This is a genomic window from Pseudomonas hunanensis (genome assembly GCF_013393325.1).
Classification (GTDB): Bacteria; Pseudomonadota; Gammaproteobacteria; order Pseudomonadales; family Pseudomonadaceae; genus Aquipseudomonas; species Aquipseudomonas putida_P.
In genome coordinates this window covers 113,149-128,275 of record NZ_QJRC01000101.1, presented here as the reverse complement: position 1 = coordinate 128,275, position 15,127 = coordinate 113,149, and the positions used below count along the sequence as shown (strand labels likewise).

Here is a 15,127-nt window from a genome sequence, read left to right as displayed (position 1 = left end):
ACAACGCCCCGTCAATCGGGGCGTTGTCGTTTTGGTCCTGCGCCAGGTGTGGCGTCAAATCATGCCAAGCAACAACAACACCAGCAGAATCACCAGCACCACACCAACGATGCCCGACGGGCCATAACCCCAACTGCGCGAGTGCGGGAAGACCGGTAAGCCACCAATCAGCAGGAGGATCAGGATGATGATCAGAATCGTGGTCATGACAGAATCCTTGCGTGGTTGAGGGTCAAGGGCCTCGGACTGCTGGCCTCTTGTATGTTCGGACCGGTGCCGCTTGTGAAAGATTCCATCTGTGTGCTGCCTGCACTGGCCCGGTCGCCGGCTGGGCCGGGACTGACCGCATGGTCATGCCCGCCCATTCACTACCCTGATGAACCCTGCCTGCCCACTCGGCCTTGATTAGACTCGTGGCACAACCACTTGAAACAAGGCCAGCCACCATGCAAAACCGCATCATGATCACCGGCGCCGGGTCCGGCCTCGGTCGCGAGATCGCCCTGCGCTGGGCGCGCGAGGGCTGGCGCCTGGCGCTGGCCGATGTCAACGAAAGCGGCTTGCGCGAAACCCTGGAGCGGGTGCGCGAAGCCGGCGGCGAAGGGTTTGTCCAGCGTTGCGACGTACGCGACTACAGCCAGCTCACCGCACTGGCCCAGGCCTGCACCGAGCAGTTCGGCGGCATCGACGTGATCGTCAACAACGCCGGGGTCGCTTCGGGCGGGTTCTTCGCCGAGCTGTCTCTTGAGGACTGGGACTGGCAGATCGCGGTCAACCTGATGGGCGTGGTCAAGGGCTGCAAGGCGTTCCTGCCGCTGCTGGAGCGCAGCAAGGGGCGCATCATCAACGTTGCCTCGATGGCCGCGTTGATGCAGGGCCCGGGCATGAGCAACTACAACGTAGCCAAGGCCGGCGTGCTGGCACTCTCAGAGAGCCTGCTGGTGGAGCTGCGCCAGCTGGAAGTGGCCGTGCATGTGGTGTGCCCGTCGTTCTTCCAGACCAACCTGCTGGACTCGTTCCGTGGGCCGAACCCGGCGATGAAGGCGCAGGTTGGCAAGCTGTTGGAAGGCTCGCCGATCAGCGCGGCGGACATTGCCGATTACATCCATCAGCAGGTCGCCGCGGGTGAGTTTCTGATACTGCCCCACGAAGCAGGGCGCCAAGCCTGGCAATTGAAGCGCCAGGCCCCCGAGCGGCTGTATGACGAGATGGCGGAAATGGCGGTGAAAATGCGCACCAAGGCCCAGGCGCGATGAATAATCTGTAGGAGATTTTACCTGGCGGAGTAGGGTTCTTCTGATTCACTGCAGAACTATTGAGTAGGGGAATGCCGACACGGCAGGCTCCGGTTTTCCCTTTCGGTGGAGGACCGGACCATGCTGGTAATAGGACGCGAAGTGGGTGAGACCATCGTGATTGGCGATGATATTCGCATCAGGGTGGTGGAAACCCGTGAGGGGGTGGTGCGCTTTGGCGTGGATGCGCCGCGCGAGGTCCCGGTGCATCGGGCCGAGGTATACAAGCGCATCCAGGAGGCCAAACAAGGCAAGAGCTGCTAGTCAAGCAGCTCACGGGGCACATCGTGCTTGGCCAGCAACTGGCACTGCTGGCTTTCCGGGTCGAACAGGATGAACGCCTGGCCTTTGGCCAGGGCCTGGCGCACCCGCAGCACACGGGTTTCCAGCGGGGTGTCGTCGCCGTTGTCGGTGCCGTCGCGGGTGACGAAGTCCTCGATCAGGCGGGTCAGGGTTTCGGCTTGCAGTTGCTCGTAGGGGATCAGCATGGTGGGTGGTGTCTGAAGTAGGTGTGGCCATGCTACGCGAAACATTCGAGTTTTGGGGCTGCATAACAGCCCCAGGGCCTTCAGCCTTTATTGCCAACCAGGCTATCCACCGTCGGCACCCGCGTATCGCTCTCCATCTGCGCATCATGCTCCAGCTGATGGCTGAAGCGTTCAAGCGACGCATTGGCCGGTTGCGAATCGCTGGCGAACACCGGTGGGCTCAACAGGTACGCCGACAACAACCGGCTCAGCGCTGCCAGGCTGTCGATATGGGTACGCTCGTACCCATGGGTGGCATCGCAGCCAAACGCCACCAGCGCAGTGCGAATATCGTGCCCCGCCGTCACGGCCGAATGGGCGTCGCTGAAGTAATAGCGGAACAGGTCACGCCGCACGGGCAAGTCGTGGTCGCCGGCCAGTTTCAGCAGGTGCCGGGACAGGTGGTAGTCGTAAGGCCCCGACGAGTCCTGCATGGCCACGCTCACGGCATGCTCGCTGGACGCCTGCCCGGGCGCCACCGGGGCGATGTCGATGCCGACGAACTCGCTGACGTCCCAAGGCAGGGCACCGGCTGCCCCTGAGCCGGTTTCTTCGGTGATGGTGAACAGCGGGTGGCAATCGATCAAAGGTTGCCGGCCGCTTTCCACCACGGCCTTCAATGCTGCCAGCAATGCGGCTACGCCAGCCTTGTCGTCCAGATGGCGGGCGCTGATGTGGCCGCTTTCGGTGAACTCGGGCAAAGGGTCGAAGGCCACGAAGTCACCGATGCTCACGCCCAGTGCCTCGCAGTCGGCGCGGGTGGCGCAGTAGGCGTCCAGGCGTACTTCCACATGATCCCAGCTGATAGGCATCTGGTCGATGGCGGTGTTGAAGGCATGCCCGCTGGCCATCAGCGGCAGAACGCTGCCGCGGAACACCCCGGTATCGGTGAACACGCTGACGCGACTGCCTTCGGCGAAGCGGCTGGACCAGCAACCCACTGGCGCCAGGGCCAGGCGGCCGTTGTCCTGCAGCTGGCGCACACTGGCGCCGATGGTGTCGAGGTGGGCGGACACGGCCCGGTCGGGTGAAGTTTGCCGGCCCTTGAGGGTGGCGCGGATGGTGCCACGGCGGGTCAGCTCGAAGGGGATGCCCAGTTCGTCCAGGCGTTCGGCAACGTAGCGCACGATGGTATCGGTGAACCCGGTGGGGCTGGGAATGGCGAGCATTTCCAGGAGCACACGTTTGAGGTAGTCGAGATCGGGTTCGGGGAGTCGTTCGGACATGTCCAGGCCTCCGGTCGGGTTGATATTCCAGGCTGTGGCGCGGTCTTTGTAGGAGCGGCCTTGTGTCGCGAAAGGGGTGCGAAGCGCCCCCAGGATTTCAGCTTCGCTGCTTAGATTGCTGGGGCCGCTTTGCGGCCCTTTCGCGAAACAAGGCCGCTCCTACAAAACGCCGAGCAGTTGTCAGGCCAAAGGTCGGCTATGCGGAAACAGCAAGTCGATAAAGCGCTCGGCCGTTGGCTGCGGTTCATGGTTGGCCAGGCCGGCACGTTCGTTGGCCTCGATGATCACGTACTCCGGCTGCCCGGCGTCACGCACCATGAAGTCCAGCCCCACCACCGGAATTTCCAGCGCCCGAGCAGCGCGCACAGCAGCGTCGGCCAGTACCGGGTGCAGGCGCTCGGTGACGTCTTCCAGGGTGCCGCCGGTGTGCAGATTGGCGGTGCGCCGCACGGCCAGACGCTGGCCGGCAGGCAGCACGTCGTCATAGCCCAAGCCCGCCGCGCGCAAGGTGCGCTCGGTTTCGTCGTCCAGCGGGATGCGGCTTTCGCCACTGGTGGCGGCCTGGCGCCGGCGGCTCTGGGCCTCGATCAACTGGCGCACACTGTGCTTGCCATCGCCCAGCACCTGCGCCGGGTGACGGATGGCGGCGGCCACCACTTCGTAGCCGATTACCACGATGCGCAGGTCGAAGCCGGCATGGAAGCTTTCCAGCAACACGCGGCTGTCGAACTGGCGGGCGTGCGCCACGGCGCGGGTGATGTCGTCGATGCAGGTCAGGTTCACCGCCACGCCCTGGCCTTGCTCACCGTCGACCGGCTTGACCACGACTGCGCCATGCTCGTCGAGAAACGCCAGGTTGTCGTCGGCATTGCCCGCCAGTTGCTGCGCCGGCACCTGCAGCCCAGCGTTGTGCAGGGCGTGCTGGGTCAGGCGCTTGTCTTGGCACAGGGTCATGGTCACGGCACTGGTCAGGTCGCTGAGCGATTCACGGCAGCGAATGCGCCGCCCACCCAGGCTCAGGGTGAACAGGCCGCCAGCGGCGTCATCCACCTGTACTTCGATGCCCCGGCGCAACGCCTCGTCGACGATGATGCGGGCATAGGGGTTAAGGTCGGCTTGCGGCCCGGGCCCGAGGAACAACTGCTCGTTGATGCCATTTTTGCGCTTGACCGCAAAGGTGGGCAGGTTGCGAAAGCCCAGCTTCTGGTACAGGCGCTTGGCCTGGCGGTTGTCGTGCAGCACCGACAGGTCGAGGTAGGCCAGGCCCCGGCTCATGAAGTGCTCGATCAGGTGGCGCACCAGCACCTCACCCACGCCTGGGCGGGTGCAGTGCGGGTCCACGGCCAGGCACCACAGGCTGCTGCCATGCTCAGGGTCATCGAACGCCTTGGCGTGGTTCAGGCCCATGACGCTGCCGATCACAGCGCCGCTGTCTTCGTCTTCGGCCAGCCAGTACACCGGGCCGCCCAGGTGCCGAGGGGTCAGTAGTTCGGCGTCCACCGGCAGCATGCTGCGTGCCTGGTACAGGGTGTTGATCGCCTGCCAGTCGGCGGGGTTCTGCGCCCGGCGCACGCGGAAGCCGCGGAACACCCGCTGCGCCGGGCGGTAGTCGGTGAACCACAGGCGCAAGGTGTCGGACGGGTCCAGGAACAACTGCTGTGGGGCCTGGGCCAGCAATTGCTGGGGCGCGGCCACGTACAGGGCGATATCGCGCTCGCCGGGGCATTCGTCGAGCAAGTCCTCGGCCAGCGAAACCGGGTCGGGGTAGGTGTGGCCGATCAGCAGCCGGCCCCAGCCGCAGTGCACGGCTCGCGGCTGGTCGTGGGGCTGGCTGCCGTCGCCGGCCAGGCGCGCCTGCAGGCGCTCATAGGACGGCGCCTGGCCGCGCAGCAGGCGCTGCCCGTAAGCGATTTCATGGGCTTTCATCGGTCAGATTCCTTGTTCGCTCAGCCACAGGTTCAGCGCCGCCAGCTGCCACAGCTTGGAGCCGCGCAGCGGCGTCAGCTGGCCATGGGGGTTGCTCAGCAGGCGGTCGAGCATGGCCGGGTTGAACAGTCCACGGTCTTGGCTGGGGTCGGTCAGCAGCTCACGCACCCAGCCCAGGGTGGCGCCTTCCAGGTGTTTCAGGCCCGGCACCGGGAAGTAGCCCTTTTTGCGGTCGATTACCTCGTGCGGGATCACCCGCCGTGCTGCCTGCTTGAGCACCTGCTTGCCGCCGTCGGGCAGCTTGAAGCGCGCCGGGATGCGTGCCGACAGTTCCACCAGGCGGTAGTCGAGGAATGGCGTGCGTGCTTCGAGGCCCCAGGCCATGGTCATGTTGTCCACCCGTTTGACCGGGTCGTCGACCAGCATCACCGTGCTGTCCAGGCGCAGCGCCTTGTCCACCGCGTCCCGTGCGCCGGGGCGGGCGAAGTGCTCGCGCACGAAGTCACCGGCGGCGTCGGTTTCCAACAGCCAAGGGGCCTGTACGGTATCGCGGTACTCGGCATGGCTGCGGTCGAAGAAGGCGTCGCGGTAGGCAGCAAAGGCATCCTCGGCGCCGGCCACCTGCGGGTACCAGTGGTAACCGGCGAACAGTTCGTCCGCGCCCTGGCCGCTCTGCACGCCTTTGCAGTGCTTGGCCACTTCCCGCGACAGCAGGTAGAAGGCGATGCAGTCGTGGCTGACCATCGGCTCGCTCATGGCGCGGAACGCGGCCGGCAACTGGTCGATGATTTCGTGTTCGGCAATGCGCAGTTGGTGATGGCGGGTGCCGTAGTGCTTGGCGATCAGGTCGGAATACTGGAACTCGTCGCCGCGCTCGCCGCCGGCGTCCTCGAAGCCGATGGAGAAGGTCGACAGGTCGTCCACGCCCACTTCGCGCAACAGGCCCACCAGCAGGCTGGAGTCGACCCCGCCGGACAGCAACACACCCACGTCGACGGCAGCCCGTTGGCGAATGGCCACGGCGTCACGGGTGGCGTCGAGCACGCGGGTGGTCCAGCCTTCCAGGTCGAGATCGCGCTCGTCCGGGTTGGCGCCGTATTGCAGTTGCCACCAGGTCTGGCGCTCTACTTCGCCATGCCGGTCAATGCGCATCCAGGTGCCGGGTTCCAGCTTTTGCACGTTGGCCAGCAGGGTGCGCGGTGCTGGCACCACGGCGTGGAAGTTCAGGTAGTGGTTGAGCGCCACCGGGTCGAGCATCGGGTCGATGTCGCCGCCCTTGAGCAGCGCCGGCAGGGTAGAGGCAAAGCGCAGGCGCTCGCCGTTGCGCGACAGGTACAAGGGCTTCACGCCGAGGCGGTCGCGGGCCAGGAACAGGCGCTGGTTATCGCGCTCCCAGATGGCCAGGGCAAACATGCCGTTGAGCTTGGGCAGCAGTGCCGCGCCCCAGGCGTGGTAGCCCTTGAGCAGCACCTCGGTATCGCCGTCGGACCAGAAGCTGTAGCCCAGGTCTTGCAGTTCCTGGCGCAGTTCGGGGAAGTTGTAGATGGCACCGTTGAAAGCCAGTGACAGGCCCAGGGTGTTGTCGACCATCGGCTGCGCCGATCCATCGGACAAGTCCATGATTTTCAGGCGCCGGTGGCCAAGGGCAATCGGGCCTTGGCTATGGAAGCCCCACGCATCCGGGCCGCGTGGCGCCAGGTGATGGGTGATGCGCTCTACCGCAGCCAGGTCGGCTGGGCGAGGGGCTTGGTCGATAGGGGTGAAACGCAACTCTCCTGCTAATCCGCACATAAGTCCTTACCGGTTTTTCCGTTGGGGAGGTGGTGCCCCGGATTAGGGCACCTTCAGGAACTGACCTGTGTGCTTTGCGAGAGTTTTAGAACAATCTGTTATATGACGTTGAGTCCTGGGGGCGCACTACGCCCCGAGAGCTATCACTTGCCCCGAATCAACCTACGCAAGGCGAACCGGTTCGGATGACAAGCTTCTGCCACCGCGCGGGGTAACGGCAACGGTTCCCCGCACACCCAGGCCGCCACCAGCTCGCCACTCAACGGCGCTGTGATCAACCCGCGCGAGCCATGCCCACTGTTCACGTACAACCCGCCCAGCCATGGGCAGGCCACATCCGGCACCTGCCGCGCATCCCGGCCCAGCACCGCATAGGCCTCGGCAAACGCCTGGCTGTCGGCCAGCGGCCCGACGATTGGCAGGTAATCCGGGCTGGTGCAACGGAACGCTGCACGCCCCTGCAGTTGTTCAGCGTCCAGTTCAGCCACGCCCAGCCGCTGCGCCAGGTCGACGGAAATCTCGTCCAGCAGCGCCAGGTTGCCCTGGTGTTCGGCCACCGTCGGCGCAAGGTCTTCGCTGTGGAAATCAAAACTCGCGCCCAGGGTATGTTCATCCCCGCGCGGTGGTGCCACATAGCCTTCCGCGCACACCACGGTACGCAGCGCCCGGCTGCTGGCGGTGGCCGGCAAGCGGGTGATCTGCCCACGGATGCGCTTGAGCGGCAACTGCGCGCAAGGCTCGAAACGGCGCACATCGGCAGCGCCGGCCAGGACCACCACCGGTGCGCTGGCCAGCAGGCGATCGCCAGCCCAGGCTTGCCAGTGTTGACCAATGTTGCGCAGCTCGATGACGTCCTGGTGGGTCAGCAGGCGAATACCTGGATGCTGCAACTGCTGCTGGCACAGCGCCGGTGGGTGCACCCAACCCCCTTCGGGGTAGAACAGCCCGCCGGCTGGCAAGGCCACCCCGGCGATGGCTTCGGCCTCGGCGCGCTCCAGCGCGTGCAGCAAGTCGTGGTCGAAGGCGGCGGCCAGTTTGCCCTGGCGTTCGGCCTCCTTGGCGTCGAAGGCCAACTGCAGCACGCCGCAGGCATCCCAGTCCTGGCCACGTTGCAAGCGCTGGAGCTGGCGCCGTGTGTAGCCGAACCCGGACAGAATCATCTGCGACAGCGCGGTGCCATGGGCAGACAGCTTGAGGTACAGCACCCCTTGCGGGTTACCCGAAGCTTCCTGGGCCGGGGCTTCGTGGCGCTCCAGCACAGTGACCTGCCAGCCACGCCGGGCCAGGCTGGCAGCGGTGGTGCTGCCGGCGAGCCCGGCACCGATCACCAGCGCTTCGCGCGGCCCTTGTGCAACCGCTGGGCGTGCGTACCAGGGGGCTTTGGGACCGGGGACGGGGCCGACGTAGGCGCCGCTCATCACCTCCCACTTCTTGCCGATGCCTGGCACCTTCTTCATGGCGAAGCCAGCTTCGACCAGGCTGCGGCGTACCCACCCGGTGGTGGTGAACGTGCCCAGCACAGTGCCCGGATGCGATAGCCGCGCCAGCTGCGCGAACAGCTCTGGGGTCCACATGTCGGGGTTCTTGGCGGGGGCGAAGCCATCGAGGAACCACACATCGATCTGTGCATCGAGTTGCGGCAGCTGTTCCAGCACATCGCCGATCAACAGCGTGAGGGTGACCCGGCCATTGGCGAAGGTGAACTGCTGAAAACCTGGGTGTACCGCCACGTATTGCTCCAGCAGCGGCTCGGTATAGGCAGCTAGCTCAGGCCACAGGCTTACGGCGCGGGCCATGTCAGCGTGGCCAAGGGGGTACTTTTCGACGCTGACGAAGTGCAGGCGCGCGTCGCGGTGAGCGTGCTGGTCGAACAGCTGCCAGGCGCAGAAAAAATTCATCCCGGTGCCAAAACCGGTTTCGCCGATCACCCCGCAGGTATGCGGCGCCAGGTTGGCAAAGCGCTCGGCCAGGCGGGTCTGGCCGAGGAACACGTGCTTGGTTTCTTCAATGCCTTCGTTGACCGCGAAATAGACGTCGTCGTATTGCCGCGAGTGGGGGCGGCCCTGGTCGTCCCAGTCGATCTGGGCGTGCTGGAGGAGGGTGGACATGGTTGGCTCGGTTGCAGCGGATGGCGAGATTTTATGTCATCCGGGTCAGCTGTGGGAGCGCGTTCATTCTCGAACAGGCCAGTACAGGCAGAAATGAAATCCGCTAGTCTTGGTTATCCATTGAAGGAGCCAGTGCATGTTCGAATCTGCCGAAATCGGCCACAGCATCGACAAGGAGGCTTACGACGCCGAGGTGCCCGCTTTGCGCGAGGCCCTGCTCGAAGCCCAGTACGAACTCAAGCAGCAGGCGCGTTTCCCGGTGATCGTGCTGATCAACGGCATCGAAGGCGCCGGCAAGGGTGAGACGGTAAAACTGCTCAACGAGTGGATGGACCCGCGCATGATCGATGTGCTCACGTTCGACCAGCAGACCGACGAGGAACTGGCCCGGCCACCCGCCTGGCGTTACTGGCGGGCCTTGCCACCGAAGGGGCGGATGGGCGTGTTCTTCGGCAACTGGTACAGCCAGATGCTGCAGGGGCGGGTGCATGGGGTGTTCAAGGACGCCGTGCTCGATCAGGCCATCATGGGCGCCGAGCGCCTGGAGCAGATGCTGTGTGACGAAGGTGCGCTGATCATCAAGTTCTGGTTCCACCTGTCCAAGAAGCAAATGAAGGCACGGCTGAAATCGCTCAAGGACGACCCGCTGCACAGCTGGAAGATCAGCCCGCTGGACTGGCAGCAGTCAGAAACCTACGACCGGTTCGTGCGCTTTGGCGAGCGCGTGCTGCGCCGCACCAGCCGCGACTATGCCCCGTGGCATATCGTCGAAGGGGTCGACCCGAATTATCGCAGCCTGGCGGTGGGGCGCATCCTGCTGGAAAGCCTGCAAGCCGCCCTGGCCAACAACCCCAAGGGCAAGCACCAGGGCAACGTGGCCCCGCTTGGCCGCAGCATCGACGACCGCAGCCTGCTTGGCGCCCTGGACATGACCTTGCGCCTGGACAAGGCCGACTACCAGGAACAGCTGGTCACCGAACAGGCCCGCCTGGCAGGCCTGCTGCGTGACAAGCATATGCGCCGGCACGCGCTGGTGGCGGTGTTCGAAGGCAACGACGCCGCCGGCAAGGGCGGTGCCATCCGCCGCGTGGCGGCTGCGTTGGACCCGCGCCAGTACCGCATCGTGCCGATTGCCGCACCCACCGAAGAAGAGCGCGCCCAGCCGTACCTTTGGCGGTTCTGGCGGCATATACCGGCGCGTGGCAAGTTCACCATCTTCGACCGTTCCTGGTATGGCCGGGTGCTGGTGGAGCGGGTGGAAGGCTTTTGCAGCCCGGCCGACTGGATGCGCGCGTACAGCGAGATCAACGACTTTGAAGAGCAGTTGGTGAACGCCGGCGTGGTGGTGGTCAAGTTCTGGCTGGCGATTGACCAGCAAACCCAGCTGGAGCGCTTCGAAGAGCGCGAGCAGATCCCATTCAAACGCTACAAGATCACCGAGGAGGACTGGCGCAACCGTGACAAGTGGGGCGAGTACACCCAGGCAGTGGGCGACATGGTCGACCGCACCAGCAGCGAGATTGCACCGTGGACGCTGGTGGAGGCCAATGACAAGCGCTGGGCGCGGGTGAAGGTGTTGCGCACCATCAACCAGGCGCTGGAAGCGGCGTTTGCCAAGGACAAGAAATAATCGAAGTTCCTGGTTGCCTGTTCTGGCCTCTTCGCGTGTTTACCCGCGAAGAGGCCAGAACAGGCATCACATTTACCAAGCCATGCCGCCGAAGAATGACCTGATGAATTCTTTTCTCGGCACGCTTTCCCGCCACGGCCCTCCAAGTCCGTAGAATCCAATCACCCCCACCACGGGTTTGATCGAGGATTTTATGCACACCACTTCCGGCCGCTGGGGCTATGGGCTGTTCCTGGCGCTTCTGACGGCGCTGCTCTGGGGTATCTTGCCGATCAAGCTCAAGCAGGTGCTGCAAGTGGTCGACCCGATCACCGTCACCTGGTATCGCTTGTCGGTCTCCGGCGGCCTGCTGTTCGCCTGGCTGGCGGCTCAGCGGCGCTTGCCGTCCGTGCGCAAACTTACGCCCAAGGGCAAAGGCCTGGTGGTGCTGGCCGTGCTTGGCTTGATGGGTAACTACGTGCTGTACCTGATCGGTCTCAAGCTGCTCAGCCCCGGCACCGCGCAACTGGTGGTGCAAATCGGCCCGGTGCTGTTACTGGTGGCCAGCGTATTCGTGTTCCGCGAGCGCTTCAGCCTGGGGCAGGGCGTGGGCCTGCTGATTCTGCTGGCGGGTTTTGGGCTGTTTTTCAACCAGCGCCTGGAAGAACTGCTGACGTCGCTGGGCACCTACACCACCGGGGTGCTGACTATCCTGCTGGCCACCAGCATCTGGGTGTTCTACGCCCTGAGCCAGAAGCAATTGCTGACCGTATGGCATTCGCAACAGGTAATGATGGTGATCTACCTCAGTTGCGCCGCGCTGCTCACGCCTTGGGTGCACCCGCTGGAAGCGCTGCAACTGACCCCAGTGCAAGGTTGGCTGCTGCTGGCCTGTTGCCTGAATACCCTGGTGGCCTATGGCGCGTTTGCCGAAGCGCTGGCGCACTGGGAGGCGTCGCGAGTGAGTGCCACCCTGGCGCTGACGCCGCTGGTGACCTTTGTCGCGGTGGCGCTGGCGGCGGTGATTTGGCCAGCGTACGTACATGCCGAGGACATCAATGCCCTGGGCTATGTGGGAGCGGTAACCGTGGTGTTCGGCTCGGCGGTGGTGGCGCTGGGGCCATCGCTGGTGGCCGGGTGGCGGGCCCGCAAAGCGCGATTGGCCCAGGTTCATTAAGCCTACGCGCTCCCACAATGCCCGGGTAATGAGCGGCTGGCCGAGTTAGCCATGCCCCCCTGGGGCCAGCATGTTCTCTGGCCGCACCCACTGGTCGAACTGCTCATTGGTCAGATACTTCAACTCCAAAGCCGCCTCCCTCAAGGTCTTGCCTTCGCTGTAAGCCTTCTTGGCAATTTCCGCTGCCTTGTCATAGCCAATGTGCGGGTTGAGCGCGGTCACCAGCATCAACCCGCGTTCCAGGTGCGCAGCCATCTGCTGGGCATCCGGTTCGATACCCGCCACGCAATGCAGCTGGAAATTGCGGCAACCATCGGCCAGCAATTCGACCGATTGCAGCAGGTTATGAATGATTACCGGCTTGAACACGTTCAACTGCAAATGCCCCTGGCTGGCGGCAAAACCAATCGCCGCGTCATTGCCCAGCACCTGGCAGGCCAGCATCGACAGTGCCTCGCACTGGGTCGGGTTGACCTTGCCCGGCATGATCGAACTGCCCGGCTCGTTGGCCGGCAGGCGCACCTCGGCCAGCCCCGCGCGCGGGCCAGAGCCCAGCAGGCGCAGGTCGTTGGCGATTTTCATCAGGGCTACAGCCAGGGTCTTCAGGGCCCCGGCCAGGCTGGTCAGCGGTTCGTGGCCAGCGAGGGCGGCAAACTTGTTGGGCGCGGTGACGAATGGCAGCCCGGACTCCGCCGCCAACTCGGCAGCGATGGCTTCGGCAAAACCATGCGGGGCGTTGAGCCCGGTACCCACGGCGGTACCGCCCTGGGCCAGTTCACACACCGCCGGCAGGGTGGCGCGGATGGCGCGCTGGGCGTAGTCGAGTTGCGCGACGAAGGCCGAAACCTCCTGGCCGAAGGTGATCGGTGTGGCGTCCATCATGTGCGTGCGGCCGGTTTTCACCAGCTTGTGGTGGCGCGCCGACAACTCGGCCAGCCCTGACGACAACTCGGCGATCGCTGGCAGCAGCTGTTCATGCACTGCCTGCGCAGCAGCAATGTGCATGGCCGTGGGGAAGCAGTCGTTGGAGCTTTGCGAGCGGTTGACGTGGTCGTTGGGGTGTACTGGCGCCTTGCCGCCACGGCCTTTGCCGGCCAGCTCGTTGGCGCGCCCGGCAATAACCTCGTTGACGTTCATGTTGCTCTGGGTGCCGCTGCCCGTTTGCCAGACGACGAGCGGGAACTGGTCATCGTGCTTGCCATCCAGCACTTCATCGGCGGCCTGTTCGATCAACCGGGCGATGTCGGCCGGCAAGTCGCCATTGCGGTCGTTGACGCGCGCCGCGGCCTTCTTGATCAGTGCCAGGGCGTGCAGCACCGCGAGGGGCATGCGTTCCTTGCCAATGGCGAAGTTGATCAGCGAACGCTGGGTCTGCGCACCCCAGTAGGCGTCCTCCGGAACTTCGACCGGGCCCAGGCTGTCTGTCTCGATACGGCTCATTCTGTACTCACTCCTGTGTAGTTCGAAATCGCAGTTTAGGCCCTGATTCGACCGAGCGGTTCCGTCGCTCGTCGTGCCACTTGAGCACATCGCCACCACGGCGCAGAATGCTCTACTCTGAGGTACCCGCCTCCGTCTCTTTGAAGGAAATGCAATGACCCGTCTCCGTGTCCTTTGTGCCGCCGTTGCCCTGGTTTGCGCCAGCGGCCAGGTACTCGCTGCCACCGCCAGCCACAACGCTGCTGCCGAGAAATTCCTGACCCTGGCCAACGCCGACAAGCTGGGCACCCCGGTGTACATGCAAGTACAGCAAATGTTCGCCCAGCGTTTCGCCCAGACCAAGGCCCCGGCCGCCAAACAGCCGGTACTGGAAAGCTACCAGGCCAAGGCCAACGCGGCACTGGACAACGCCATCGGCTGGAACAAGCTGAAGCCGAAGATGGTCGACCTGTACACCCAGACCTTCACCGAGCAGGAGCTCAAGGACCTGGTCAAGTTCTATGAATCGCCACTGGGCAAGAAAGTGCTGCGTGAAATGCCCAAGGTTACCCAGCAGTCGGCGCAGCTGACCCAACAGAGCCTGGAACCAGCAGTGCCGGTGGTGAACAAGCTGCTGGAAGACATGACCAAGGAACTGGACCCGAACGCAGGCAAGGCCGCCGCCCCGGCGAAGAAGTGAGTACGCCGCAATGACCATGCAACAGCGTATCGAACAGCAGTTGGCCACGCTGGCGCCGCAACACCTGCAAGTGCTCAACGAAAGCCACATGCACAGTCGTGGTCAGGAGACCCACTACAAAGCAGTGATCGTCAGCGAGCAGTTTGCCGGGTTGAACAGCGTCAAGCGCCACCAGAAGGTCTATGCCACCATGGGTGAGCTGATGGGTGAGATCCACGCCCTGGCTATCCACACCTACACCGCCGAAGAGTGGGTCAAGGTCGGCGTTGCACCGGCCTCGCCGGTGTGTGCGGGCGGCGGGCACTGAAACCTTTTTGTCGTTCTGGTAGAATTCGCAACGCGCCGCTTGTCGGCGCGTTTTTATTTGTCAATCCGGTCCGCCCCTTACGAGGGCAACCACCTGGAGAATCTGCTTCATGTCCCAAGCCATCGTCGTCGCGGCGCTGTACAAGTTCGTCACCCTGGAAGACTACATCGAGCTGCGCGAGCCGCTGCTGCAAGCCATGCTCGACAACAACGTCAAAGGCACCCTGCTGCTGGCCCACGAGGGCATCAACGGCACCGTGTCGGCCACCCGCGAAGGCATCGACGGCCTGCTGGCCTGGCTGCGCAACGATCCGCGCCTGGTCGATGTCGACCATAAAGAGTCGTACTGCGACGAACAGCCCTTCTACCGCACCAAGGTCAAGCTCAAGAAAGAAATCGTCACCCTCGGCGTGCCGGGCGTAGACCCCAACCAGGCAGTCGGCACCTATGTCGAGCCCAAGGACTGGAACGCCTTGATCAGCGACCCGGAAGTGCTGCTGATCGACACCCGTAACGACTACGAAGTGGCCATCGGTACTTTCAAGGGCGCCATCGACCCGAAGACCGAAACCTTCCGTGAATTCCCGGAGTACATCAAGGCCAACTTCGACCCGAGCAAGCACAAGAAAGTGGCCATGTTCTGCACCGGTGGCATCCGCTGTGAAAAAGCCTCCAGCTACATGCTCGGTGAAGGCTTTGATGCGGTCTATCATCTTAAGGGCGGCATCCTGAAATACTTCGAGGAAGTGCCTCAGGAAGAAAGCCTGTGGGACGGCGACTGCTTCGTCTTCGACAACCGCGTCACGGTGCGCCATGACCTGAGCGAAGGCGAGTACGACCAGTGCCACGCCTGCCGCCACCCGATCAATGCACAGGAGCGTGCGTCCGAGCACTATTCGCCAGGTGTCAGCTGCCCGCATTGCTGGGACACCCTGAGCGAAAAGACCCGGCGCAGTGCCATCGACCGGCAGAAGCAGATCGAGCTGGCCAAGGCCCGCAACCTGCCGCACCCGATCGGTTACAACTACAAAGCCGAGGCCTGA

At 64.1% G+C, this 15,127-nt stretch carries 14 protein-coding genes; 7 read left to right on the top strand and 7 right to left on the bottom strand.

Annotated features, from left to right (window positions below):
* Positions 1–54: 54 nt before the first annotated feature.
* Positions 55–207 (bottom strand): DUF3309 family protein, encoded by a 153-nt coding sequence (locus tag DM807_RS25635; RefSeq protein WP_012271016.1) that lies wholly within the window; start codon positions 205–207, stop codon positions 55–57.
* A 239-nt stretch (positions 208–446) separates the two neighbouring features.
* On the opposite strand from DM807_RS25635, the gene DM807_RS25630 reads away from it, so the two are divergent.
* Positions 447–1,256, top strand: coding sequence for an SDR family oxidoreductase (locus tag DM807_RS25630; protein WP_060514536.1), 810 nt, complete (start codon positions 447–449; stop codon positions 1,254–1,256).
* Between the two features lie 120 nt (positions 1,257–1,376).
* A complete protein-coding gene (gene csrA / locus DM807_RS25625; protein WP_012271018.1) occupies positions 1,377–1,559 on the top strand; it encodes a carbon storage regulator CsrA in 183 nt (60 codons plus the stop codon).
* Here the strand turns inward: csrA and DM807_RS25620 are convergent.
* The 5 genes from DM807_RS25620 to mnmC form a co-directional block, all read right to left on the bottom strand.
* Positions 1,556–1,783 (bottom strand): YheU family protein, encoded by a 228-nt coding sequence (locus DM807_RS25620; protein ID WP_009682864.1) that lies wholly within the window; start codon positions 1,781–1,783, stop codon positions 1,556–1,558. The two genes, csrA and DM807_RS25620, sit on opposite strands and share 4 nt — an antisense overlap.
* 80 nt (positions 1,784–1,863) lie before the next feature.
* The gene (locus DM807_RS25615) at positions 1,864–3,048 is read right to left on the bottom strand and encodes an osmoprotectant NAGGN system M42 family peptidase (protein ID WP_012271019.1); all 1,185 of its coding nucleotides are present in this window, start codon (positions 3,046–3,048) and stop codon (positions 1,864–1,866) included.
* A gap of 180 nt (positions 3,049–3,228) precedes the next feature.
* Positions 3,229–4,974: an N-acetylglutaminylglutamine synthetase gene (ngg, locus tag DM807_RS25610; protein ID WP_012271020.1), complete on the bottom strand. Its 1,746-nt coding sequence runs from the start codon at positions 4,972–4,974 to the stop codon at positions 3,229–3,231.
* Positions 4,975–4,977: 3 nt separating this feature from the next.
* Entirely contained in the window at positions 4,978–6,765 is a 1,788-nt protein-coding gene (locus DM807_RS25605) for an N-acetylglutaminylglutamine amidotransferase (RefSeq protein WP_012271021.1), read from the bottom strand.
* 143 nt (positions 6,766–6,908) lie between these two features.
* Positions 6,909–8,873, bottom strand: a complete 1,965-nt coding sequence (mnmC, locus tag DM807_RS25600; protein WP_012271022.1) for a bifunctional tRNA (5-methylaminomethyl-2-thiouridine)(34)-methyltransferase MnmC2/FAD-dependent 5-carboxymethylaminomethyl-2-thiouridine(34) oxidoreductase MnmC1 — start codon at positions 8,871–8,873, stop codon at positions 6,909–6,911.
* Between the two features lie 136 nt (positions 8,874–9,009).
* On the opposite strand from mnmC, the gene pap reads away from it, so the two are divergent.
* Together pap and DM807_RS25590 are read left to right on the top strand one after the other, a co-directional pair.
* Positions 9,010–10,503 carry a polyphosphate:AMP phosphotransferase gene (pap, locus tag DM807_RS25595; RefSeq protein WP_012271023.1) on the top strand — a complete coding sequence of 498 codons (1,494 nt, stop codon included), beginning with the start codon at positions 9,010–9,012 and terminating at the stop codon, positions 10,501–10,503.
* A 193-nt stretch (positions 10,504–10,696) separates the two neighbouring features.
* Entirely contained in the window at positions 10,697–11,659 is a 963-nt protein-coding gene (locus DM807_RS25590; protein ID WP_012271024.1) for a DMT family transporter, read from the top strand.
* Positions 11,660–11,704: 45 nt separating this feature from the next.
* Here DM807_RS25590 and DM807_RS25585 read toward each other — a convergent pair whose 3' ends face one another.
* Positions 11,705–13,099, bottom strand: a complete 1,395-nt coding sequence (locus DM807_RS25585) for a class II fumarate hydratase (RefSeq protein ID WP_060492591.1) — start codon at positions 13,097–13,099, stop codon at positions 11,705–11,707.
* A 154-nt stretch (positions 13,100–13,253) separates the two neighbouring features.
* Here DM807_RS25585 and DM807_RS25580 point away from each other — a divergent pair, with 154 nt between their 5' ends.
* The 3 genes from DM807_RS25580 to trhO all read left to right on the top strand — a co-directional run bounded on the left by DM807_RS25580 (position 13,254) and on the right by trhO (position 15,127).
* Positions 13,254–13,778: a DUF2059 domain-containing protein gene (locus tag DM807_RS25580; RefSeq protein ID WP_003252642.1), complete on the top strand. Its 525-nt coding sequence runs from the start codon at positions 13,254–13,256 to the stop codon at positions 13,776–13,778.
* Between the two features lie 10 nt (positions 13,779–13,788).
* On the top strand, positions 13,789–14,085 hold the full coding sequence (locus DM807_RS25575; RefSeq protein WP_060492590.1) for a BolA family protein: 297 nt from the start codon (positions 13,789–13,791) through the stop codon (positions 14,083–14,085).
* A gap of 109 nt (positions 14,086–14,194) precedes the next feature.
* On the top strand, positions 14,195–15,127 hold the full coding sequence (gene trhO / locus DM807_RS25570) for an oxygen-dependent tRNA uridine(34) hydroxylase TrhO (RefSeq protein WP_012271027.1): 933 nt from the start codon (positions 14,195–14,197) through the stop codon (positions 15,125–15,127).

Coding starts and splice junctions, on each gene's coding strand:
- DM807_RS25630 (WP_060514536.1), top strand. CDS start 447: ATGCAAAACCGCATCATGATCACCGGCGCCGGGTCCGGCCTCGGTCGC.
- pap (WP_012271023.1), top strand. CDS start 9,010: ATGTTCGAATCTGCCGAAATCGGCCACAGCATCGACAAGGAGGCTTAC.
- mnmC (WP_012271022.1), bottom strand. CDS start 8,873: ATGTCCACCCTCCTCCAGCACGCCCAGATCGACTGGGACGACCAGGGC.
- ngg (WP_012271020.1), bottom strand. CDS start 4,974: ATGAAAGCCCATGAAATCGCTTACGGGCAGCGCCTGCTGCGCGGCCAG.
- DM807_RS25615 (WP_012271019.1), bottom strand. CDS start 3,048: ATGTCCGAACGACTCCCCGAACCCGATCTCGACTACCTCAAACGTGTG.
- DM807_RS25580 (WP_003252642.1), top strand. CDS start 13,254: ATGACCCGTCTCCGTGTCCTTTGTGCCGCCGTTGCCCTGGTTTGCGCC.
- DM807_RS25605 (WP_012271021.1), bottom strand. CDS start 6,765: ATGTGCGGATTAGCAGGAGAGTTGCGTTTCACCCCTATCGACCAAGCC.
- DM807_RS25620 (WP_009682864.1), bottom strand. CDS start 1,783: ATGCTGATCCCCTACGAGCAACTGCAAGCCGAAACCCTGACCCGCCTG.
- DM807_RS25635 (WP_012271016.1), bottom strand. CDS start 207: ATGACCACGATTCTGATCATCATCCTGATCCTCCTGCTGATTGGTGGC.
- DM807_RS25590 (WP_012271024.1), top strand. CDS start 10,697: ATGCACACCACTTCCGGCCGCTGGGGCTATGGGCTGTTCCTGGCGCTT.
- DM807_RS25575 (WP_060492590.1), top strand. CDS start 13,789: ATGACCATGCAACAGCGTATCGAACAGCAGTTGGCCACGCTGGCGCCG.
- trhO (WP_012271027.1), top strand. CDS start 14,195: ATGTCCCAAGCCATCGTCGTCGCGGCGCTGTACAAGTTCGTCACCCTG.
- csrA (WP_012271018.1), top strand. CDS start 1,377: ATGCTGGTAATAGGACGCGAAGTGGGTGAGACCATCGTGATTGGCGAT.
- DM807_RS25585 (WP_060492591.1), bottom strand. CDS start 13,099: ATGAGCCGTATCGAGACAGACAGCCTGGGCCCGGTCGAAGTTCCGGAG.